Source organism: Cupriavidus sp. L7L (assembly GCF_004353535.1).
GTDB lineage: Bacteria > Pseudomonadota > Gammaproteobacteria > Burkholderiales > Burkholderiaceae > Cupriavidus > Cupriavidus oxalaticus_A.
The window spans coordinates 80,620-103,607 of sequence record NZ_SMNY01000032.1 but is presented as its reverse complement, the minus strand read 5'-3'; the positions used below and the strand labels follow the sequence as shown (position 1 = coordinate 103,607).

Genomic DNA, 22,988 nt, shown 5'->3' with positions numbered 1-22,988 from the left:
TGCGTTAGCGCGAGGATGGTTCGTATTGCAACCTGAACTCGCTAGCGCCCGTCGACTTATTGCCGCCACGGAATGCGACTCCTTGGAGCGGGCCTTCGAATCACTTCTAGACGCGCTGCGGAGGACGGTGGCGCAAGAGGCGTTGATATCGGATCGGTGGCGGAAGGATAAAAACTTCACCTGAGAAGCATCACCACGCCCGCGGGACAGAAAAAAGAAGCCCAACGCGGGGGAATGATGCCGCGCTGGGCCTGGTAGCGGCCGCGCGTCAGTGCTGCGCGGCGGCAGCCATCATGGGGCAGGGTTGGGACCGCGCGCAATAACGCGAATATGGTAGTTCAGATCCGCCTTGCCGCGCGGCCGTCCATCATCTGGCGCTTGCGACAGTGATTTTGGGCCCGGGCCGACGTTGCCCACCGCCTGTTATGCGCGGTGCATCTAACTGCTTCCGACGCCATAGCCAAAGGTCCGTGCCTGCACCTGGCTAGCTGGCCAGCTTGGGCGAAAGGATGCAGCAGTGCCGTTATTCGCTCGTTTCGGTCACCCACTAATGGGGGACGACTCCAGCGAACTGGAATGCGATGATGTCAGTGACAGGTCTGCGAACAACCCGTCAACACTCATAGCCCTCGACCAATTGGTCGAGGGCTTTTCTTTCGACGACGTAGCATCGGCCGCAACCAGTGGAAATTGCGACCGATCCCGGGGCAGCGTGCTCGGGAACAAGGCCTGGACAAGGAAGTTCAATTACGGGCGGGCCACTGCCGTTACGCTTACGACATCCCTAAACCCCATACAGCGAGGGTGCATGTAGGGACGGCGTGCCGGAACGCGGCGATAAACAGCGCAGAACAAAGGCTTACCGAATGCTTCGGACTGCCTCGAGCATTGAGTGTCCTTGGCATGTCAGGCGGGGATATGCATTGCCACTATCATGCCCGTGTTCCATCGTGACCAGTTTGTGAGCCAGCAAGCCGTCCAGTTGCTCGGGTTCCAGATCATCGATATCGGGTGCATCACCCAGCAGAAGTAATGCAGCGATTTCGTGCGGACTTAGCATGTGGCCTCCTTTGCCGAGATCGGAAAATCGGAAAACCTACAACAGGCTGGTCCGTGGATCGAACTCCACGAAGAATGATGAGAACGACGATGAACGCCTCGGTGCAAGGACGCGCGGGGGATGCGCACACCGAGCCGTTACCGTAACCTTCTTTGCCGCAGTGGGCAAGTCAAGTCTGTGTTGCACCGCAGCAGTGTTAGGCCTCGCGGACGCGGCGGCGAGCAGGTTCGGCTAGAGACTCTTTTTACCAACCGGCTGCTGCCGCGTCGGACGATGCCCATGTGAAGGGGAAAGCCGAGTGATGCCTTGCCAGGGGTACAACGACTTTGTTGCTGGTTCCAGGCTGACTGAGGAGGTCCGTCTGAGATATCCCAAGGAGGGGGGAGCAGCTTGCGAGACCGTCAGCCCGGCAGCTGACACAGCGTGCGCATCTATTACTTGATCCACAGCAAGATCATCAAACAGCCGGTTCAGACTGAGCCAACGTCGATCCCGCTTGAGAATGCAATGAAGCGCCCTTGGCTCCTGATCAAAGCAATTCGACTGATTGAGCCGAACGCGACTAACCAACGTGACGATGGGCCTTCGATTTTCTGGGTGGATTTCACTCTGGCTAGCGCTGGACATCTTCATGACATAGCCCTTCTGATTCACAGGTGAGTTCCAGCCGTTCAACGGCCTAGTGCAGACCGGCACTCAGATGTGCGTTAAGACTATTGGCCTTATTCGTGTGCGGACGATATCACGGAGGCCCACCATACCATCGACTGGACTGAAAGGTTCGTGTGATTGACGCCTTGTGCAGAGGTGTACCCGTTTCTGCGAACGCGGCAGTGAGCCCAATTCGGTACAAATGTCATCCGCTTATACTTCAGTGCACCATTTTTATGTACTCAGCCTTTGTCGGAAGGAAGCATGGAAAAGTACACCGTGCCAAACTGCATTGGGGTCGGCTTAGAAAGCGAATCCTTGCAGGTCTTCTTTGAAATGCATATAAGTTAATAGCGATTGAAAAACTGGAGGCGAAAATGGCAACGTATCAGCAACTGCTGCAGAAAAAGGAAGCTTTGGAAGCGCAGATCGCAGTGGCGCGTTCCACTGAGGTCGCAGGCGTCATCGAACAGATCCGCGAGCTGATGGTTAGGTATGACCTGTCGCCGGAAGACGTGGCACCGCGCCGTCGTCGTGGCCGGCCTGCCGGTGCAGCATCCGCCGGCACGGCGAAAACCCCGCTGCCGCCGAAGTACATGGATCCCAAAACCGGGAAAACATGGTCGGGACGAGGCCGGACGCCGTTGTGGCTTGGCAAGCGGCCCGAGCGCTTTCTCATCGAGCAGGCTTGAGCGAGGCCACGCGTTCGAGCCGCTGACGAGTACGGCGACTATTGGGAATGCCCACGTTTCCTCTCTGGCGATCGGCCCAGACAAAAAAGGCGGCTCTCGAGCCTGTAGCAGAGAGCCGCGGAACGTCCATGAAGAAATCGGGTAATTGCATTACCCGCCCTCAGTATGACCCTGTCGCGCCGTGCTAGGCAAATTGACCTCGCGCACCAAAAACGGCGCCCGCATGCCGAGCGACAGAGAATGCGGGCGGTAACAGGACTGCCGACACATCATAGGTCCGATAGAGTTTAGCGCCGATTGAGTCACAAATAGCCATTAGCCTAACCGCTTGATGGCCGCGGTCAAAATCTGTCTGGTCTCCCAGTACGCCTTCCACGGATCGGCCACCTGGAAACTCAGATACTCGCGGGCATCGCGAATCGTCCATTGATCTCCGCTTTTCAACTGGGAAAGCTGATCCCAGGAAACAGGCATGGAGACGCCAAGTCCAGGCCTGGCGCGTGCCGAAAAAGCGGCTGCCGTTGTCTGCGAGAAGCCATTTCGCAGGTAATCGACGAAGATCCGCCCCTTGCGATTGGCGGCTCCCGAGCGGGCGGTAAAGCGTTGCGGTAGCGTGGCGGCGAGATGTTGGACGGCTGCGCGGGAAAACTCCTTCACTTCATCGTAGGACCGCCGCGGGGCCAATGGCACCACGACGTGTAGACCCTTGCCGCCGCTGGTCTTCAGCCAGGCCTGCAGGCCGAGTTCATCCAGTAGCGTGCGCACCAGCACGGCTGCTTCCAGAATGGTTTCCCACGGCACCCCTTCGCCCGGGTCGAGATCAAAGATGACCCTGTCGGGACGGTCGATCTTGCCAGCGGTGGAATTCCAGGTGTGGAACTCGACCACATTCATTTGCGCTGCGGCGACGATCGCTTCGGATGAATCCGCCGTAAGCAGCGCCGCATGGCCAGGCCATAGCGAGGAAGGCTGTTCGGTCAGGCCTGGCATGGCCGTCTCCGCATGCTTCTGGAAAAACGTCTGGGCATCGATCCCCTCCGGCGCGCGCACCAAAGACAGCGGCCGATTCTGGAGGTGGGGAAGCATGAGCTCGGCCACGCTTTCGTAGTAACGAACTAGCTCGACCTTCGTAATGCCTTCGGACTTGTCGATGACACGGTCGGGGTTGGTGACCTTGATGGCGCTGACGCCGTGCGGCGTCACCGCGGTCTGGACAGCCTCCCGACGGATCGATTTGGGGGCATGATCGGTGCGCAGGCCTTTGAACGACGCATGACGAACCTGTCCCTCCGGGGTCCACTCGGTGAACTCGACCTCTGCCACGAGGGTTGGCTTCACCCATCGCATCTCGGCCGCCCGGTTGCCACCCCAGCGGCGGCTGGAGCGCGCCTCCGTGGAAAACGGGCTTTGCTCGATCTCGATGGCCGTCAGGCGTTTCTTCAGGTCCGCTGCCGTCGCGCTGTCCCAGCCAGTGCCAACGCCACCGACGTACCGCAGCTCTCCCTCCGCATACACGCCAAGATAGAGCTTGCCGACTTCTTTCGCGCCCCCGCTACGGTCCGAGAACCCGCCGATCACGAACTCCTGTCGCAATTTGCATTTGGCCTTGATCCAGGTCTGGGAACGCGCCGACACATAAGTCGCGTCCGCCCGCTTGAACATCAAGCCTTCGAGGCCGAGTTTGCATGCCGCCTGGAAGATCTGCGCCGGTGGTGCATCGAAGGCCTCGCTGAAGCGCACGCGCTCGGAATGACCCGCCACAAGGGTTTCCAGCTTCGCCCGCCGCTGCACCAGCGGCACGTTTCGCAAGTCACGGCCCTCCCAGAAGGGCAGGTCGAAGGCGAAAAAGACGATGGCCTCGTTGCGGTGCCGGTCGATGGCATTCTGCAGCGCATTGAAATCGGGCACGCCATCGCGCAACACCACGATCTCGCCATCGAGCCAGCCCTCCGAGATGTCGAGCTTTTCGAGCTCGGCCGCGAGGGATTTCAGCTTGCGCGTCCAGTCGTGACCATTCCGGGTAAAAAGGGTCACCTTGGCATCTTCGATCCTGGCCAGCATCCGATAGCCGTCGAACTTGGTTTCGACGACCCAGCCGGAACCGGCGGGGAGGGTGGGCGACAAGGTTGCGAGCTGCGGGGCCAGCGTGGCCGGCAACGGCGCGAGCGGCGCATCTTTGATCGCCTCCGCGGCATCCACGTCGGGAGCATTCAGCGACGCCTGGGTCAGTGCTCCGAGCGGTTTGGCGATGACACTGTCTGGAAACGCTGCCAATACGTCAAACTCCGCCAGCGGTCGCGCCCAGGCGTCTCGCTTCTTGAAGAGAATCCACGGTTCCGACTTGTCGCCTGGCTTGGCGATGCGCACCAGTTCCCAACGGCCCGCCAGCTTCTCGCCGTACAGGTTGAACAGCAGCTTGCCGGCGGCCATCCCCTCACGCGGGTCGCCGACCGGCTCCCACGTGCCTCGGTCCCAGACGATGACTGAGCCGGCGCCATACTGTTTGGCCGGAATCTCGCCCTCAAAGCTGGCATAGTCGAGCGGATGATCCTCGGTATGGACCGCGATGCGCTTTTCGCTGGGATCGTAGCTGGGTCCCTTTGGCACGGCCCAGCTGAGCAGCGCGCCATCGAGTTCCAACCGGAAGTCGTAGTGCAGTCGTCGTGCCCAGTGTTTCTGAATGACGAAAGAGAGCTTCGGCGTAGCGTCAGATTTTCGCTTGGCACGTCCCGACGGCTCGGGTGTGATCGCGAAATTTCGCTTGGCGTTATAGCGCTCGAGACCACCTTTGCGCGATGTCATGGCACGAGGGGCATTGGGAGTGTGAACAGCCGACGCTGCTTGTAGTGTCGCAGGGCCTAACGATACTCGCCAGGATTCGCGCGTGCCGGCGTCATGACTGCGCCGCAACGATACCCTTGCCAAGGATCGCGTGAACTTCGCGTATCGTGGACGCGTGCATCAGGCCTGCTTCCGTGTCTTCTTGGCTGGTGCGGCGACCGCACTATCGGCACGCTTCGCGCCGCGTCGCGCCGGAGCTTTCGCTTCGTTGACTGACGCTTTGGCCGTAGCCTTCCCCTTGGGCGCGCCAATGCTTTTGCGCAAGGCTTCCATCAGGTCGATGACTTCGGCGCCAGTCGCCGCACCCGGTGTCTCTGGAGCAATCGTGATCGCTTGGCCGGCAATCTTCTTGTCGATCTGAGCCAGGATTCGCTGCTTTTCCTCGTCGGCGTACTCAGCCGGGTCGTACCCCTCCACCGAACCTTGTTCGATCAGCTGCTCCGCCAATGACAGTTCCGCTTTGGAGACATTGACGGGTTCGATATGCAGGTCCGCCATGGAGCGGACTTCATCGGCGTACAGGAGTTGCTGCAGGATCAGGCCGTCGTCGCCGACGCGGATCTGCACCATGTACTGCTTGCCCTTCCAGTTCCATTTCGCCAATGCACATTTGCCCGCGGCACGCAGCGCTTCGGCCAGGAGACTGTATGGCTTTCCGCCCCGCTTGTCCGGGCCCAGGTAATAAGCCTTGTCGTAGTAGATCGGGTCGATGGCGGCGATCGGCATGAACGCGACGATATCGATGGTTTGCTGGGTCGCCTCCTCAAGCGCCTTGAGTTCGCTCGGCTCGAATATCACGTACTTGTCTTTCTCGAACTCATAACCCTTCACCATGTCGGCGCGTTCCACGACGACGCCTTCCCGCTGGCAGATGTATTGCTGTCTCAGACGCGAGCCACAGCCCTTGTGGAGGAAATTGAAGCTGATTGCCGCCTTGCTTTCCGTGGCGGAAAAGACCTTGACCGGTATGGACACCAGTCCGAAGCTGATCGACAACGAGGCGATAGAGCGCGCGGCCATCTGGCACTCCTGGTAAGGGCGGATACCGGCCCGCTCGTTCAAAGCGGGCTTGCCGGCCCGAGAGGACCGGCTGGGCCGCTATGGCGCCTCAGCCGGATATGACTTTGGAAATCAATGACTTCAACCCTTGACGTCTCGCGGGTCATGGCCGAAGGAGTTGCGCTCTCGTATCTGGCCATCTCGACCATGGATTAGCAACTCGACCTTGTCTCGCTTGGCGCGTTCTGTGCCGGCCGAAATGGCGGCCTCCTGGGTGGGATAGGTGGTACGGGCTCCCCCGCCGGCGACTTCGACGGCCCATTCATCACCGGTGGGTACGACGTGGATGTTTGCGGTGGCCATGATGACCTCCTGCGAGCTGGTATGGCTTTAGTCTGCTGCCGGCCAATCTGGTGAACTATCAGCCGGTGTCCTACAAACCGGCTGCGACGCGGCCCATTTCCTTCCTGCTAAGGAATTCCGCGGTCACTTTCCGGGTCTAGTGCCGCGGCACATGCAGTATCCGGCACTGGCAAAAGGCCATCCAGAGCTACGGCAGCGCCACGGCGGTCGGCAGCCTGACGCCTGCACGTGGGGATCGTATGGCGACCAACCGTATGGAAAAACATTCCGTATGGAAAACCATAGCGTGGAGAGCTAGGTCGCAAGCGTCTCCTCGGACCAAGCCTAGGCAGCGACTATCCCGCTGAGCGAGCAGCGACGCTCTGCGCGAGATCGGACAGCCGCCACTACAATGGTGCGTTCAGACAACAGCCACGGTTGACTGCGATGTGCTATTCCGCGCAAATTCACGCCGACTACAGGAAATTCGTCCGGGAATTCGGTGCCCGGGTCAGCTTCGAGCATTTTGTCGAACTCTTCTGGCAGACGCGCCGGGACGGTGGCTGGTCCAAGCTGCCGAAAGCGATGCGTGCCGCGTTCCTGGCTCCGACCGATGAAAAGGCGCGCGCGGTGGCCGACGTGGTTGCGGCGGGTGATCAAGAGCAGGCGATCGCATTGGAGACCGAGCTGTTCCAGCAGAAGACACGGCTGACGACGGCGGAGCGCGCCCTGGCCGCCAAGCCGACCAAGAAGGCGGAGAATGATCAACGCATCGCGACGGACAAGATCGCGCGGGCGCAACGCAATCTTGCCGACCTGCAGCGCACGGATCTGCAGGAGCGTGATTCTCGGATCTTTCCTGGTTACTACGCCCCTGTGATGGTGGTGCAGGATGGCCAGCGGATCGTCATCCCGATGCGCTACCAATGCAGGCTGCCGGGGTGGACGCCAGCGATAGAGCGACAAAAAAACGGTTCATACAACGCTCGCAGGGACAACCTCAAGAAGGCTTGGCGCCAGCTCTATGGCTATCACCACGGCATCATGATCGTCAACGCTTTCTACGAGAATGTCGCTCGGCATCGCCTGGAACAACGCGAGCTGGCGCCTGGCGAGCAGGAGGAGAACGTGGTGCTGGAGTTCAGGCCCGAGCCGCAGCAGGACATGTTGGTGGCGTGCCTCTGGTCGATCAGCAAAGGCGAAGAGGGTGAGGCCGATCTCTATTCCTTTGCTGCCATCACCGACGAGCCGCCCGCCGAGGTGTCGGCCGCAGGGCACGATCGTTGCATCGTGCCGGTCAAGCCAAAGCATGTGGAAGCGTGGTTAAATCCCGACGCGAAAGACCTGGCCGCGCTCGATGCCATCCTGGACGACCGGGACCAGCCCTACTACGAGCACCGCTTGGCGGCATAGGGAACCAAGGACTCCGACCCTGCTGCCGTAGAATCGCTCCCTTCCTGCATTACGCGACTCGGTGTCATTGATGCGTGTTGGTCGACCGATCCCTCCTCCTCTCCAGCCCCTCTGCGCTTACTGCGGCGGGAAGGCGGTGCTTGCCCGCGTGGAAGATGAGACCTATCCCTACCTGGAGGACCACGGGCCTGTATGGATCTGCTCCCCGTGCCAGGCGTGGATCGGCGTGCGCGCGCGAAGCAAGCACCATACCCCGCTTGGCCGGTTGGCCGACGCGGCCTTGCGCGACAACAAGAGCCAGCTGCACGATGCCCTCGAGCCCTTGGTCGCAGCGAAAATGCGGCGCGACGGCGTCAACGCCTTCGAGGCACGAGGCAAGGCCATGAAGTGGCTAATTGCATCACTCCACCTTCCCGTCGACAGTCCCACCATCCATGCCCTGTCGCTTGAGCAGTGCGAGCAGGCCATTCAATTCATCGCCGAGTTCCAGGCTTCACGCGGGCGAGGTCCTTCGGGCGCCTGATGCGGGCGACGTGGATACCGCTAACAGAAATCTCGGCTTGGCGCATGCAGCTCTCCCAGCATGGGCGACAAATCGACAAAACGTTGCGCGATCAGATGTCGCACCTCGCCTTCGCATTGCCACTGGCCATAGACACCGAGCAGGGAGGCCGTCAATACCTCCCGGCGGAACTTCTCCAGCACGGACGGCCAGACGATGACGCTGACGGTGCCCGTCTCGTCTTCCAGCGACAAGAACACCACGCCCTTGGCCGTGCCCGGGCGCTGCCGCACCGTCACGATGCCGCAGCCACGCGCCGTCTGCCGCGTCGCATAGGTGGAAAGCACGTCGGCGGGCACAAAGCGCAGCGCGGTAAGCTTGTGCCGGAGCAGGGCAAGCGGGTGCCGGTTCAGCGTGAGCCCAAGTGAGCGATAGTCGCTGACGAGTTCCTCGCCTTCGGTCGGCGGTGAGAGTTCTGGTATTGGCTCGTCCAGATCGGCGGGCCGTAACAAATCCTTGTCTGGAACTGCGGCCGCCGCCTGCCACATCGCCTGACGACGACTACCGGTGAGGCCGATCAACGCATTGCCAGCGGCCAGTACATTGACATCGTGCCGGTCTAATGACGCTCTGCGAGCGAGATCCTTGACAGAGGCAAAGGGCCGGATTGCGCGTGCCGTTTCGATACGTTCAGCGGATTCGCTGCGCATGCCTCTGAGCTGCGAGAGGCCCAGGCGTACCGCCGGCGCCGACCCATCGTGATGCTCCAGGCTGGCGTCCCAGCCACTGACCGTCACATCGACAGGAAGTACGGTAACGCCATGGCGCCTGGCATCCTGCACCAGCTGCGACGGCGTGTAGAAGCCCATGGGCTGGCTATTGAGCATGGCGCAGAGGAAGGCGGCGGGCTCGTGGCACTTGAGCCAGGCACTCGCATAGACCAGCAGGGCGAAGCTCGCGGCATGGCTTTCCGGAAAGCCATACTCGCCAAAGCCCTGGACCTGCCGGAAGATATTCTCGGCGAATTCGGCATCGTAGCCGCGCTCGAGCATGCCCGTCACGATGCGCTCGTGATATCGCTCCAAGCCACCCTTGCGCTTCCAGGCTGCCATGGCACGGCGCAGCTGGTCCGCTTCGCCGGCGGAGAAACCAGCGGCGAGCATGGCCACCTGCATCACCTGTTCCTGGAAGATCGGCACGCCAAGGGTCCGGGACAAGGCCTGCTCCATCTGCGGGCTCGGATAGCTGACCGGCTCCAGTCCCTGCCGGCGGCGCAGGTAGGGATGCACCATGCCACCCTGGACCGGCCCGGGCCGGACGATCGCCACTTCGATGACGAGGTCGTAGAAGGTGCGCGGCTTCATGCGAGGCAGCATTGACATCTGCGCGCGGGATTCGATCTGGAACACGCCGATCGTATCGGCGCGCGAGATCATCTCGTAGGTCTTCGGATTTTCCGCCGGGATGTCCTGCAGTTCAAACACTTCACCGCGTTGCTGCGACACCAGATCCAGGGCTCGCCGGATCGCAGACAGCATGCCAAGCGCGAGCACGTCGACTTTGAGCAGCCCCAAGGCATCGAGGTCATCCTTGTCCCACTGGATCACGCTGCGATCGGCCATGGCTGCGTTTTCGATCGGCACCAGCCGGGAAAGCTTGCCGCGCGCGAGCACGAAGCCGCCCGTGTGCTGAGAAAGGTGGCGTGGGAAGCCGAGCAATGACACGGCCATGTGAGCCCAGCTTTGGGACAGCTCCGCTTCCGTATCCACGCCGCTCTCACCGAAACGCCTGAGCAGGTCTGCTTTGCTGTCGAACCAGTGGTGGGACTTCGCCACCAGGTCGACGATGGCGGGGTCCACGCCAAGCGCCTTGCCGGTGTCGCGCAGGGCGCTGCGAGGGCGGTAGGTCGTGACCGCCGCGGCCAGTGCGGCCCGATCGCGTCCGTACTTGCGATACAGGTACTGGATCACTTCCTCGCGGCGCTGGTGTTCGAAGTCGACGTCGATGTCGGGCGGCTCGGCGCGCTCTTTGGAGATGAAGCGCTCGAACAGCAGATTGCCGCGTGCCGGGTCGACTTCGGTGATACCCAGACAGTAGCAGACCGCCGAATTGGCGGCAGAGCCGCGCCCCTGGCACAGAATGCCGTTGGAGCGGGCGAACTTCACCACATCATGCACGGTCAGGAAGTAGAACTCGTAGGCCATGTCGCGGATCAACGCGAGTTCATGCTCGAGCTGCTGCTGAACGGCAAGGGGGATGCCAGCCGGGTAGCGGCGATGCGCGCCGACATAGGCCTCTTCCCGCAGATAGTCGGCGGGCGTGACGCCGTCCGGGACCACTTCTTCGGGATACTCGTAACGCAGTTCGTCCAGCGAGAATTGGCACAGGTTGGCAATGTGGACCGACTCGGTCAGGTAGCGGTGCGGGTAAATGTTGGCGAGCCGCAAGCGGGAGCGCAGGTGCTGCTCGGCATTCGGCAGCAGGTCATAGCCGCACTCGGGAACCGGGCGATGCACACGGATGGCGGTCAGCACGTCGTGCAGCGGCTTGCGCGAGCGCACGTGCATCGTCACGTTGCCAGTGGCGACAAGGCGCAGGTGATGGCGCGCCGCGGCGGCCTCGACCGTGCCACGATGAATATCGTCCATGGGCTTGTAGAGCAGGCTCAATCCCATCCAGACCCTGCCGGCAAAGGTCGCGCTCACCCAAGCCGATTGCGCCTCCAGCTTCTCGGCCGCCGCGCCATACTCCGGCGTGAACACGACCAGGCAGTCCGGCAGCCCCTTCAGGTGCTGGTACGGCGCTTCGGGCGCGGCCAGATCGCGCGGCGTCAGCACATACGCACCCTTGGCAGCACGCATGCGCGCGAGCGTGATCAACTCGCACAGGTTGCCGTAGCCTTCGCGGTTACGGGCGAGCGCCAGGAACGAGAGGGCGGGAGAGCCATCGGCGTTCTGCAGCCGGAACCAGGTGCCGACCACCAGGCGAACGCCGGCGTTCTTCGCCTCGGTGTGGGCGCGCACGATCCCCGCCAGCGAGCACTCGTCAGTGATGGCGAGCGCGTGGTAGCCCAACTGGGCGGCGCGTTCGGCGAGTTCTTCCGGTCGGGATGCACCGGCGAGAAAGGAGAAGTTGGAGCGGCAGTGCAGCTCCGCGTAGGCGGGCAGACCTGCCGTGGTGTTGAGGTCCATGGCGTTTCAGGCGTTTCAGCCGAAGAGACCATGCAGATACCACCGCGCCTCGTCGCCTTCGCGGCTACCCATGCGTTCCTGGAAAATCCAGTAGCAGGTATGGTCCTTCGCCTCCGCCACGAAATAGTCACGAGTCACCAGCTGGCCTCCCCACCAGCCCGACTCGATGCGCTCGGGTGGGGAAACGATATGCAGGGGCGAACCGTAGAAGGGGCGGTGGTCGCGCTCAATCAGCGGCACCGGCTTACCGAGCAGCCAAGCGGGACGGGGCAAGCCAGCGGGCACCGTTACGCTGGCCGGCTTGTCGGTGGCCGCCTGCCAGTCGTTGGCGACTTCCGGGCGATAGTCGGCACGCAAGCACGGCTGGCGGACATGGTCAGCGCCCAGGCGCGCCACCAGCAGTTCGAGCAGGCGTGCGTGGTCCGCGGGCGTGCCGCCCGGCTCGGGAAACAACGAATCGCTGGGCGGTGCCACCGGCTCGGTCTCGACGGCAGACACCGCGACGGCGATCATCGGCGCCTCGACCGTCAACCGTGCGAGGCGCTCTTTGAGCAGACGTACCAAATGCTCTTCATGCCAGTTGGGCTCGGCCAGCGCAATCTCGATCTTCGTGGGCGCGATGGCGGCGCAGCCGCGCTCGTGGCGCAGTTCAATCCCAAAGCGCTTGATGGCCAGGTGCCGCGCGGTCAGCCAGCCGACCATCTGGACCAGCAAGCCACGGATGTAGGCGAGGGCAGCCTCGGCGCTCTCTATCCTGTCCGGAAGATCCACTGCGGCGTCAAACGATGGTGGCGCTTCGATCCATTCGAAGACTTCCGGCGCTTCCCCATGGGCGCGATCCAATGCCTCCAGGATGGCGGCGCCGCAACGGCGCTGCAGGCCTGCGCGCGGCAGCCGGCGCAGGTCGCCCAGCGTGCGGCAGCCGAGTCCATCCAGCCAATCGTCGAACGGCCGCGCCGCTGGCAAGACCGCAACGGGCAGGTTGGCGAGCTGTCGCCCCAATGAGGGCTGACGCAGCGCCACGCCTCCGCCAACGCGGGCGAGCAGCCACGCCCCTTCGGCAGTGGGGGCGCATCCCGCGACAGGACTGAAGCCCATTGACGTCACGGCCGCCAGCATTCGCTGCCGCAGCTTGCGGGCACCGCCAAAGAGTCGCAGCGTGGTACTGACGTCGACCAGCACCGCTGCCTCCTCGGATGCAGCGACATTGGGCGAGAACTGCAGCAGCGCCATCGTGACGCGCTCAAGCGCCGCCAGCTCCGCGCAAGTGTCGCGGTCAAAGAGAATGGTCTGCGGCGCGATCGTCTGTACGCCGCCGCGTCGCATGCCCAGCTTCACGCCGGCCGCCATGGCCAGCGGCGACGCCAAGCGCACGCGCTCCTTGTCCAGGACAGCAACCGCCAGCTCAGTGGACCAGTTCGGCCGGAACACTTCGAGGGGCAGGGACGACAGGCGCAGGCAGATCCACAGGCGCAGCATGGCGATACAACAGAATGGGGGAGGGCTGCAGGGTGACGTCAAGCGGCGATTCCTGCTGCGGGCCGCGACGCTTCACGAACTGCACGCGAATGCCGTCCGATGCGGGCTCCAAGGCGAGGCGCAGCGGCGCCGGCGAAGCATCGCGTGCGCAGGCCGTTGGTCGAACCACGAAGAACAGGACATCCGAGGCTTGGGCGGCAAGGTTGAGACGCCGAAGCGCATCGTTACGCAGGTGCGACTGCCAGAGCACGAGTGCGCCGCAGGTCCCGGCGCGCAAGATCTGCTCAGCAGCCCATAAAGCGTCAGCGGTGTGCCGGGTGTCGATCCAGAGAATCTGGGCGGGTGGGACGCCCCAGTTCGCGAGTGCCAGCGCTTGCGGCGCGTGCGGCGGCGCCAACAGCGCGACGGGGCGGTTGGCGCGCGCGACAAGAGCAGGGCGTAGCAGGCGCAGCTCGCCAATACCGGGCTGGCGCTGCAGCAACTCCGTCAGGCAGCCGACTGGCCACCCGCCGCCTGGCAGCTCCTTGTCGAGCGACGGGTACCCGGTCGGAACAGTGCGTGCGCTGCCTCGGGCAAGCTGGGCTGCGAGCCACAACGATGGGTGAATGGTTTCTGGGGCGACGGATAGCATGGTGGGCTCCTGCCACCAGTGTACTGTATATCCATACAGTGGTCATCTGTACGAAATGCATGCGGCAACCTCCTCGAAGAAGTCAACCGTCAGTTGTCACGTAACAATCGACAGCTTCCGAACGTTCAAAGCGCCTTATGCGATACTTTACCCATCCTCGCCGACATAACATCCTATTCTTCAGAAGTGCGTTGGGGCTGCCAAAGCTAAAGGGGCAGGCATGCGGCTAGCTGACTTTATCTTGCGCGATATGAAGCACATTTTGGCGGAATGGGAGGCGTTCGTGGCCACCCAACTGCCTGCCGCCCGGAATCTGGATTCCCTCGCCCTGCGCGACCACGCCCCGCAGATCCTCCAAGCCATTGCCAAAGATCTTAGGACCCCGCAAACGAGCGAGGCGCAACGCGAAAAATCCTTGGGACGAGCCTCGAAGGTGCCCGGTGCGCCGGACACTGCAGCCCAAATTCACGCCATCATCCGGGCGCGCGGTGGCTTCAACATCAACCAGTTGGTCGCCGAGTACCGGGCGCTACGCGCCAGCGTGCTGCGTTTGTGGATGGACCAATTTGAATTGGTCGCCGCGGACCTGGATGACGTGATGCGATTCAACGAGGCGATCGATCAGGCCGTCGCGGAATCCGTGGATTTTTTCAATGCGGAAGTTGAGCAGTCTCGTAATCTGTTGTTGGGAATGCTTGGGCACGATCTGCGCAGTCCTCTGCAGACCATCCAGATGACCGCCTCCTATCTGGCGGCGCTGAACGCCGGGGAGAAGGTGTCGGAGGCGGCAGCACGGCTCATTCGCAGCGGTGCCAGCATGAATTCCCTGCTGGATGACCTGTGCGATTTCAACCGAATGAAACTCGGTTTGGGTATCAACATCGCTCCCATTGAGATCGACCTGGCTCACGTCGTTGGCGATACCGTAGATCAGTTGCGGGCAGCGCATCCAGACCGCCGCATCGACCTCGAGATGAAGGGCAACGTGCAGGGCGCTTGGGATGGTTTGCGGCTGCAGCAAGTGGTTTCCAATCTGGTGCTCAACGCGATCAGATATGGCGCGCCAGACGCTTCGGTCCGCGTTGTAGTCACTGGTGACGACACCGAAGTTCATCTCGCGGTGAGGAACAGCGGCCCCGCTATTGACCAGCTGACGCTGGAGCGAATGTTTGACCCGCTAAGCAGAGGTCCGGATCAGGAAGACAAGCACGCGGGCGGGCTCGGGCTCGGCCTGTATATCGCGAGCGAAATTGCCAGGGCCCATCACGGGTCAATCGACGCCCGCTCCGACCAGGCAGAGACGGCGTTTGAGGTGCGTCTGCCGCGTCGAGCATTCCAAACGACTTGAGTGGTGCGTTCGCTTTGCCTGCCCGGGCGTCGTGCAGTGCCGTCGCGATTTGCCCCGGCACACGGCATCGTCAGGTTCCTGTCCGAATGCGGGACCGGGATTTTGTCGTCGCGGCGACGGCCGGTGCCGCCGGGATCGGCTCGAACAGTGCCTCGATGTCCTCGGCGGAGAATTTGACGGCGCCGGCGGCATCCTCCGACAGGATCGCCTCGGCCAGCGCGGCTTTCTGCGCTTGCATCGCGACGATTTTCTCCTCGACGCTGCCCCCGGTGATCAGCTTGTAGACGAACACGGGCTTGTCCTGGCCAAGACGGTGAGCGCGGTCCGTGGCCTGATTTTCCACGGCTGGATTCCACCAGGGATCGTAGTGAATGACGGTGTCAGCCGCCGTCAGGTTCAGCCCAACACCACCGGCCTTCAGGCTGATCAGGAAAAGCGGTACCTCGCCTTGCTGGAAGCGTTCGACCGGGGTGATGCGATCCGCCGTGTCCCCCGTCAGCATGACATAGGGAATGCCGGCGTTTCGCAGGGCTGCGGCAATGAGATCCAGCATGCTGGTGAACTGGGAGAACAGCAGGATACGACGATCTTCCTCGATCAGTTCGGGCAGCATGTGCAGCAGCAGCTCAAGCTTGGCCGATTCCTTGATCCGAGCCGCCTCTTTGATCTTGACGAGCCGCGGATCGCAGCAAACCTGGCGCAGTTTGAGCAGCGCCTCTAGCACGATGATGTGGCTGCGCGCGAGACCCTTTGCCGCGACGGCAGCCCGCACCTTTTCCTGCATGGCAGCGCGCACCGTCTCGTACAGATCGCGTTGCGCGCCTTCGAGCTCCACCGTGCGCACGATCGTCGTTTTCGGGGGCAACTCGGTGGCCACCTCATCCTTGCGCCGGCGCAGCATGAATGGCCGGATGCGCCGCGCGAGCAGGTCGCGTCGAACGGTATCGCCGCCCTTTTCGATGGGAGTGCGCCAGCGTCGCGTGAAGTCCTCGCGGGTACCGAGAAAGCCGGGCAGCAGGAAGTCAAACTGGGCCCACAATTCACCGAGATGGTTTTCGAGTGGCGTGCCTGTCAGGCAGAGGCGGTGTCGCGCACGCAGTGTGCGGATGGTCGCGGCGGACTTGGTGGCAGCATTCTTGACGTATTGGGCCTCGTCCAGAAGCAGCAGGTGAAAGTCGTGGTCGGCAAGGATTGCCTCGTCACGCCACAGCAACGCGTACGTGGTCAGGATCAGGTCGTGCTCGCCAATCTGGGCAAAGCGATCGTGACGCTGGGGGCCGTGCAGATCCAGGACGCGCAGCGTCGGCGTGAAGCGTTGGGCTTCCTCGCGCCAGTTGTGCACGAGGGTCGTCGGCACGACGATCAGCGCAGGCCGGTCCAGCCGGCCCCGTTCCTTTTCCGTAAGGATGTGCGCCAGGGCCTGGATCGTCTTGCCCAGTCCCATGTCGTCGGCTAGCACGCCGGACAACCCCTGCTCGCGCAGGAACTGCATCCAGGCAAGCCCCTGGCGCTGGTAAGCACGCAGTTCGGCCGTCAGGCCGCGCGGCAGGGGCACGTCTGCCATCCCGGGCCCCGCCATCAGGCGCTGCGCGAGCTGCCGGATCGATGCCGCGCCGTCAAACTGCCAGCGTCCAGTCTGATCCAGGGCATGGAGCCGGGCCGCATCCCACTCGGAAATGCGCATACCGGTGCTGAGGGCGTCGAACAGGTCGATCAGCACGCGCACGACGGGTTTCAGCCGGTCGGCACTCAGGCGCAGCCGCTCGTTGCGCTCGGTCTTCAGATCAATCGCTTCGTCGTCGGGGATGCCATCCAGCCTGCCTGACAACCAGCGCGAATCCCGGCGAAAGAGGTCCGCCAGCAGCGGCTCCAGATGCACCGTACGGCCGTTGACAGTGATGCCCATCTCGACGTCGAACCAGCCATCACCGGTCTGACGCAGGCGGCCGTCAATGGCCTCGATCTCAATCACGTTGTGCCGAAACGCGTCCGTCATGACGACGCGCCAGCCACTGGCGCGAAGCGCTGGCAGCAGCGCCTTCACGAGGCTTGGCCAGCTGGCGTTGTCCTCGGGGCCGAGCATGTCGGCCGGAAACGGGGCGGGCCCAAAGACACGGTCGGCCCGAATCTTCCGGAACCCGGCCTGTTGCAGCTCAGTCAGACGCTTGCGCTCGAGATCGGCGTCCCGTTTGATCTGGACAACCTCGCCACCGGTGGTTTGGAGGAGGGTGGTGCTGCTGTGCGCCGGGAGGCTGTGTCCTGCGTAATCAAAGCTGACCGTCGCAAAATCCTGCGCCGAGGCCCATGTCGACAACGTGTCCAGGGCCAGGACGGGCACCGGCGCACAGTGGATGCTTCGCACAGACGCCGTTTCATGCGCAGGCGGCATCGGGAGTTCGGGCGCCACTTCACGCAGCACATTCCCAACCAGTGCGGCCTCGTCCAGCGTAATAGCCGGCATGGACAGGAAATCGGCGAGCTGCTCCGAGGGCCAAGGCATCGCCAGGAGGCCGGCTTCACCAGAATCCGCGTCGACGTACCAGCACGGCTGGGTGCTCGTCAGCAACAGGGAAGCGGGGGGCTCGGCTTGCAGGAGCGGCCGCACGCGCGTGTCGGGCTGCGTCTGCCAAGTCAGCTGCGCGCTGCGCGGGGCTCCGACGTGCAGCGCACAGTGCGTGCCGGGATAGTGAGAACCCGCGGGGGAAAAGGAAGCAAAGGCACGTCCGGTTGCCATCATTTGCTCCAGGATGACGGCACCGGTTGCGCCCCGCAGGCCAAAACCACTCATATAGGAGGCATGCGAGCGGCCCAGCCACAGCCCGCGCAGGATCGGCAGATCCTCTTCGGTGATGAATTTCGGGGGCTCGACCAGCGCTTTCTCGACGTTTTGCCACGGATCGTCAAGCGAGCGAATCGTACCGTCGGCGCTCACGCGTGCCTTGTAAATCGTTACCTCGCCGCCGCGGTACGATTGGCCGATCACGTAGGCCAGGGCATGCGTGGGCTTGGACGGCTTCTTCTTGGCCGCGGGATTGGCGGCCGTGCGCCTGGCACGAAAGCCTTCAAGCCAGCTCACCAGTTCCGCGCGCACGCCGGTGGACGGTGGCTTCGGCTGGTGCGCCAGCCCGGCGATCAGCAGTGCTGCCACATGCTTGCAGTCGACCCCGACTGGACACGTGCATTCGCCTTCCACCCACATGTCGTCGTCGATGTCGTGGAAATGCGCACGCACGTCATAAGGACGCGTGCGGGTGCCTTGCACCAGGCCCGCCAGGGTGTCCTCGTCGATCCAGCGCAACTTCGAGACGGCACTCGCATAGGCGCGTGCCTTGGACACCGTGAAGGAATCCAGCCATTGCGCGATTTGCCTGGAATCGTAGGAGACTGACATCGACTGAAGGAGGCGGGTTGACAACGCCGGGAGCATTCTACGCGGCTGGACGCCCGGTTGGTAAGGCAGCGGATGGCCTTCCACCGTGGTGGGCTGAGCAGTCTCGGAGGTCGACAGGCTGGCGATCGCTTTCCGGGTGCAGGACGGGCGCAAGCTAGTCGCCTATGGGGCGAAACCGATGCGCCAGTTGGCAAGGTGCGGGACGAGCCAAAGTGCCGAATGAATGGTCGTTTCTGGAGAAGGGAAATGGCAGGGAAGGGGCCGGACGCTCAAGATTGGTAGGCGCTGTTTCACCGGGTCAGGCAGCGCAGCGGTGTGTGCTACGATGAGCGCGAAAAAGTGGCTTTTTCTTCACCAAAATATGCACCATTACATCACGCCAGCGTTGTTGGCCGACCTTTTTTCAGGTGAAGCGGTCGACCCTGCGCGGGTCAGCATCACCGAACCCGTGTCGGTCGATGCCGGCATCGAGGTGATCGGCATCCCCTTTGGTCTGGTCCGCTTCGTGGTGTTTTTCGCCGACTTGCTGGCCTACGCCGGTGGCGACCCGGAGTGGGTGCAAGAGACCGCCGACGAATGGGCCGGTGGCTTCCGGCCGGACCCGGACGCGCGTTTGGTTAAGTTCATGCGCGCCGAGGCCGACGCTGACACCATGTTCGACCCTCAACACTGGCCGCTGCCAGACGCGCGCATGATCTGGCAGTTCTGCGACGTGCTGGCTAGGGCACTGGTGATACATGCGGTCGAGCTGCCGACTGTGAGACAGTACTTCTATATGCCGCAATCTGGACAGCTGGACTTGCTTTACAATAGGCTTGCTAGACGCTTTGCGTCTGGGCTCTATAGTCTGCGCTTCCGGTGCGTGACCCAACCGAACCGGGACACAGGAGGTTTCTATGGCTTTGAACGCACGTAATCCGCTGCCGGCCCGCCCAGCAAAGCCCGGCAAGGCGAGCAAGCAGCTGCGCCCTGCTGTGGTAGTGATGCAGAAGCGCGGCCTCCAGACCCTACTGTCGCAGGCTGACACCGCTGCGGAGCACGGCCAAACACATTCGACGGTTCGCATCGCGTACACCGGTACGTTGCGCGTGCGCGCGGTGGTCGCCGGCAAGCAGTGACTAGCGTCACGTAGGTAGTGGCCCGGCCAGAGCGAGCCTCCCAGAGCGGGAGGCTTTTTTCTTTTAGCGCTTGGGTGAACGCTGGGGCAGCTGCCAACACTAATCCCGACTTTTCACTGCCAACTTAAAAGGATCTATGGACGTCAAGTCAATAGACCACTTGTCCGAGGACGAGATGGCCGCTGTCGCAGCGCCCCTGTAACGCGATCGACTAAGCACTTTCGAGCTACTCGCCGGCTCAAATCGCGGCGCCATTGCCCTGCACCAGGAAGTCAATCAGGAGCACTCCCAAAGATCTCGGAGGGCAGGTGCTGGTCGAATCCCGCCCGCTCTGACTTGATTTCTTGAGGCAAGCGAGCCCCCCGTCGCTGTCGTTCATTGTCGTCAAAACGGCAATTGTCGTTTTAACGACAATGAACGACAATGCCCACATGATTACCTTCGACGATATCGAGATCCGCCGGCCCGAACTGGCGAAATCTTACCTGCAACTGCTCCAGGCTCAGCCTGGCCGGCCAATTGCGCTATTTGCACCACGGCGGGTCGGCAAGACGTTCTTCCTGGACCAGGATCTCACTCCTGTATCCCGAAAAGCGCGGTTCGTTCCCGTTTATGCGGATCTCTGGTTGAATCAAGCTGCGCCATTGGCAGCAATCAACCATGCGTTGGAAGAAGCGCTGGATGATCTCACTGTGCCCACGACCCGCGCCGGAAAGATCGGGAAAACACCCGTCAAGAAAATTGGGATGCTCAGCGCCAGTGTTGAGCTGGGCGACGAGCCCACCAGGCGCAAGCTGCCCGACGATCCTGCACTCCGGTTTGACACGCTGGTCGCGCGGCTGGCGTCGCAATCTGGCCATACAATTCTGTTGATGTTGGACGAAGTGCAAGTGCTGGCCGAGCTCGCCGACGGTCGATCGGCCATCGCTACGATCCGAGCGGTTCTGCAGAAGCGCAAGCGAGACGTCCTTGCGGTTTTTACGGGTTCCTCGCAAGAGGCCTTGGCAGCGATGACGGTCGCTTCCGGCGGACCGATGTATCAATTTGCCCAGTTGCTCGATTTTCCCACCCTGGGTATCGAGTACCCCAAGGCCCTGGCCAAACACTTTGCATCAGTGCACGCCGACAAGACCCTTGATGTCGACGATCTTGTGAAAGCATTCGAGTTTCTCGGCCACAAGCCCGCATTGATGAAGGACCTGGTGAAATGGATGTCGGCCGAGGGCGTGACGGACGTGCAGTTCGCCCTGAATCGGTTCGTTCAAGACGGACGACTTATCGCGGGCTGGGAAGGTCTGCTGGCAAGCCTACAGCCATTTGAACAGGTATTACTGAGCGTCATCGCGAAGGGTCACGCACCGTTCGCGAAGGGCACGATTACATTGCTCAACAAAGACCCACGTTTCACCGTTTCGGTGTCGAAGGTCCGTGCCGCGCTGGAACGCCTGCGCAAGTCCGGTGTTCTGGCCAAGACGGCGGGTCGCGGCTACCTCATAGATGACACGTTGTTCGCCGAGTTTCTGAAACGTCATTAAGACCGGTTGGGGTTGCTAGAGCAATCCAGCGGGGGATCGTTTCGCACGCGATTGACGCAAGATGGGCGCACGGGTCGCGCCCAGAATAGCATTGTTATATGGCATCACAATTTAACATAAAAAATATTACGCGAAAAATTGCTTATAGCGCACTTTCACAGCGCGCAGTCTGCGGAAGACTCGGGCCCAGGCCCACATGACCTATGGTCGCTGCCTTTCCTGCGCCGTCTGCATAGCGTTGTCGGTTTCCTGCAGTGAATGAAGAAAATCGCCCACTATTGCGACGCACTCGTCGAAGCTCCTGTTGAAACCAATCCGCTGGATCCTGCCAAACTGCTCGCGCATGAGCGGCGGGCCAGCCTCAACCTGTTCCCGGAAGGCTGCAGCGTGTCGAAGCAGAAACGGCGCCGCCCGCACGAGCGCTAAGGGCTCTTGCTCGACCACGACGGCCAGGTCAAAAAGATCACGCGCGGTGGCCCGATCGCCGCGGTGGTAGAGCTTCTTGGCAACGATCTCGGCAGCGGTTTCCACGTTGACGGGTTGCCCCAGGATCTCCCAGACCTCGAATGGCTCGTCGGTCAGGTTGGGCGATGCCACGACGTCGACTTCACCAGCGTCGAGGACCAATTTCACAAAATTACCCTGCTCAACATAGTCGCTCGTAATGTTCTCCGCAGCCTCGCTCAAACGCGGCGTCACGAACCCTAGGTATTGAGGATCCGGTACAAAGAGGTCGATATCACGGGAAAACCGATGGCGGTACCGGAGCATTAGGACCGTGCCTCCCCCAAAGGTCCAGAAAGGCTCGATGCCTCCGTGCTTTCTGACCTCGTCCATCAGCGTGAATGCGTGCGGGAACAGGCTTTCCCAGATGTCACCCTGAAGTTCAACCTTCATGCCCACAGGCCTCCACGTGTAGCCATCAAGGACTGCGCGAGCCGCCTGAGGTTCTTCCAAATGTCGGCCGGATTCTGGTGCCGCTTATTCGCAACTTCGGCAACTACTTTGGTCACCAGTTGTAGTGGTGCCTCATCCAAAACTTGGGCGATTTGCGGACGATACTCTGATGGCACTTCGCCGGTGGCGAGGGCGTGTTCCAACTCGTCCGGCGTAAGCTCGCCTGTGTAGCTGACGTTGGCGCCCTTTGCGGCCATCCATAGTGCGCGGGTCGGCGTGCCTTTGGCCTGACGACTGGCTTCAGGGTCTTTTATATCAAGCGCGAGTCCAAGCACGTCCATCAGCCGCCCGAGCGACTGGAGCGTCGCATTAACGGTGCCATGCTCAATGCCGTTAAGAGACTGACGCGACAGTTCGGCCATATCAGCCAGTTGCTGTTGGGTCAGGCCAAGCGCAATCCGCTTCCGTTGAATTGCGCTGCCCACGAGTGCTGGGTTCATGCCGACAACCTCCATACTTTTGTCAAGTATAGACGACACAGGGGCTAACACATATATCTGTTAGCCCTCTTGAAGCCACAATTCTAGGGACGATGGGCACGCTGGAGACGCTCGACCGGTTTGTTCATAGTCCAAACTGGTTCTTATGTCGCATCCAAGGCCAACGACGCATTGGCATGCGAATCCGAGATCGCCAATGCACTGACCCCGCAAGTCACTGACTTCGCCTCGATGGCCGGCGTGATCGGCCAGCGAAGCCGCCGCAGCCTGATCGTCGTGTTGGAAGAATTCCAGTATTTCACGCAGGCGAGGCTCTGGCCTTCAATTCATTCCTGCAGGAGCAAGTGGCCCGCACCACGCCCGCCCTCCCCGCTCGCATGCTCTCGGTCTTCGAAGAG

The 22,988-nt window shown here is 62.0% G+C and carries 16 protein-coding genes; 7 read left to right on the top strand and 9 right to left on the bottom strand.

The window, feature by feature from the left end; genetic code table 11:
* Positions 1-2,088 precede the first annotated feature (2,088 nt).
* Positions 2,089-2,403 (top strand): H-NS family nucleoid-associated regulatory protein, encoded by a 315-nt coding sequence (locus E1J61_RS27165; protein ID WP_133097025.1) that lies wholly within the window; start codon positions 2,089-2,091, stop codon positions 2,401-2,403.
* Between the two features lie 315 nt (positions 2,404-2,718).
* Here E1J61_RS27165 and ligD read toward each other — a convergent pair whose 3' ends face one another.
* From ligD to E1J61_RS27150, 3 genes are all read right to left on the bottom strand, one after another.
* Entirely contained in the window at positions 2,719-5,205 is a 2,487-nt protein-coding gene (gene ligD / locus E1J61_RS27160; RefSeq protein ID WP_133097024.1) for a DNA ligase D, read from the bottom strand.
* Positions 5,206-5,364: 159 nt separating this feature from the next.
* Positions 5,365-6,264, bottom strand: a complete 900-nt coding sequence (locus tag E1J61_RS27155) for a Ku protein (RefSeq protein WP_133097023.1) — start codon at positions 6,262-6,264, stop codon at positions 5,365-5,367.
* 120 nt (positions 6,265-6,384) lie between these two features.
* Complete coding sequence (locus E1J61_RS27150; RefSeq protein ID WP_133097022.1) at positions 6,385-6,606, bottom strand: DUF2188 domain-containing protein; 222 nt, start codon at positions 6,604-6,606, stop codon at positions 6,385-6,387.
* Positions 6,607-7,032: 426 nt separating this feature from the next.
* On the opposite strand from E1J61_RS27150, the gene E1J61_RS27145 reads away from it, so the two are divergent.
* Positions 7,033-7,998, top strand: a complete 966-nt coding sequence (locus tag E1J61_RS27145) for an SOS response-associated peptidase family protein (RefSeq protein ID WP_133097021.1) — start codon at positions 7,033-7,035, stop codon at positions 7,996-7,998.
* Positions 7,999-8,068: 70 nt separating this feature from the next.
* The gene (locus E1J61_RS27140; protein ID WP_133097046.1) at positions 8,069-8,521 is read left to right on the top strand and encodes a zinc-finger-containing protein; all 453 of its coding nucleotides are present in this window, start codon (positions 8,069-8,071) and stop codon (positions 8,519-8,521) included.
* Between the two features lie 20 nt (positions 8,522-8,541).
* On the opposite strand, the gene E1J61_RS27135 is transcribed toward E1J61_RS27140, so the two are convergent.
* The 3 genes from E1J61_RS27135 to imuA are packed head-to-tail and all read right to left on the bottom strand — an operon-like array spanning position 8,542 to position 13,801.
* Positions 8,542-11,691 (bottom strand): error-prone DNA polymerase, encoded by a 3,150-nt coding sequence (locus E1J61_RS27135; protein ID WP_133097020.1) that lies wholly within the window; start codon positions 11,689-11,691, stop codon positions 8,542-8,544.
* 15 nt (positions 11,692-11,706) lie between these two features.
* On the bottom strand, positions 11,707-13,170 hold the full coding sequence (locus E1J61_RS27130; protein WP_133097019.1) for a DNA polymerase Y family protein: 1,464 nt from the start codon (positions 13,168-13,170) through the stop codon (positions 11,707-11,709).
* Positions 13,097-13,801, bottom strand: a complete 705-nt coding sequence (imuA, locus tag E1J61_RS27125) for a translesion DNA synthesis-associated protein ImuA (RefSeq protein ID WP_133097018.1) — start codon at positions 13,799-13,801, stop codon at positions 13,097-13,099. The genes E1J61_RS27130 and imuA overlap by 74 nt, the downstream gene beginning before the upstream one ends.
* 220 nt (positions 13,802-14,021) lie before the next feature.
* On the opposite strand from imuA, the gene E1J61_RS27120 reads away from it, so the two are divergent.
* On the top strand, positions 14,022-15,149 hold the full coding sequence (locus E1J61_RS27120) for a sensor histidine kinase (RefSeq protein ID WP_133097017.1): 1,128 nt from the start codon (positions 14,022-14,024) through the stop codon (positions 15,147-15,149).
* A 70-nt stretch (positions 15,150-15,219) separates the two neighbouring features.
* Here the strand turns inward: E1J61_RS27120 and E1J61_RS27115 are convergent, their stop codons facing one another.
* Positions 15,220-18,540, bottom strand: coding sequence for a DEAD/DEAH box helicase (locus E1J61_RS27115; RefSeq protein WP_133097045.1), 3,321 nt, complete (start codon positions 18,538-18,540; stop codon positions 15,220-15,222).
* 325 nt (positions 18,541-18,865) lie between these two features.
* Here E1J61_RS27115 and E1J61_RS27110 point away from each other — a divergent pair, with 325 nt between their 5' ends.
* From E1J61_RS27110 to E1J61_RS27100, 3 genes are all read left to right on the top strand, one after another.
* Entirely contained in the window at positions 18,866-19,456 is a 591-nt protein-coding gene (locus E1J61_RS27110) for a hypothetical protein (RefSeq protein WP_243736997.1), read from the top strand.
* Positions 19,437-19,658, top strand: coding sequence for a hypothetical protein (locus E1J61_RS27105; protein WP_133097016.1), 222 nt, complete (start codon positions 19,437-19,439; stop codon positions 19,656-19,658). The genes E1J61_RS27110 and E1J61_RS27105 overlap by 20 nt, the downstream gene beginning before the upstream one ends.
* 431 nt (positions 19,659-20,089) lie before the next feature.
* Positions 20,090-21,193 (top strand): hypothetical protein, encoded by a 1,104-nt coding sequence (locus tag E1J61_RS27100; protein WP_243736996.1) that lies wholly within the window; start codon positions 20,090-20,092, stop codon positions 21,191-21,193.
* A 201-nt stretch (positions 21,194-21,394) separates the two neighbouring features.
* On the opposite strand, the gene E1J61_RS27095 is transcribed toward E1J61_RS27100, so the two are convergent.
* Positions 21,395-22,090, bottom strand: coding sequence for a nucleotidyl transferase AbiEii/AbiGii toxin family protein (locus E1J61_RS27095; RefSeq protein ID WP_133097014.1), 696 nt, complete (start codon positions 22,088-22,090; stop codon positions 21,395-21,397).
* The gene (locus E1J61_RS27090) at positions 22,087-22,590 is read right to left on the bottom strand and encodes a helix-turn-helix domain-containing protein (RefSeq protein ID WP_133097013.1); all 504 of its coding nucleotides are present in this window, start codon (positions 22,588-22,590) and stop codon (positions 22,087-22,089) included. Before E1J61_RS27090 ends, E1J61_RS27095 begins: the two co-directional genes overlap by 4 nt.
* Positions 22,591-22,988: the final 398 nt, after the last annotated feature.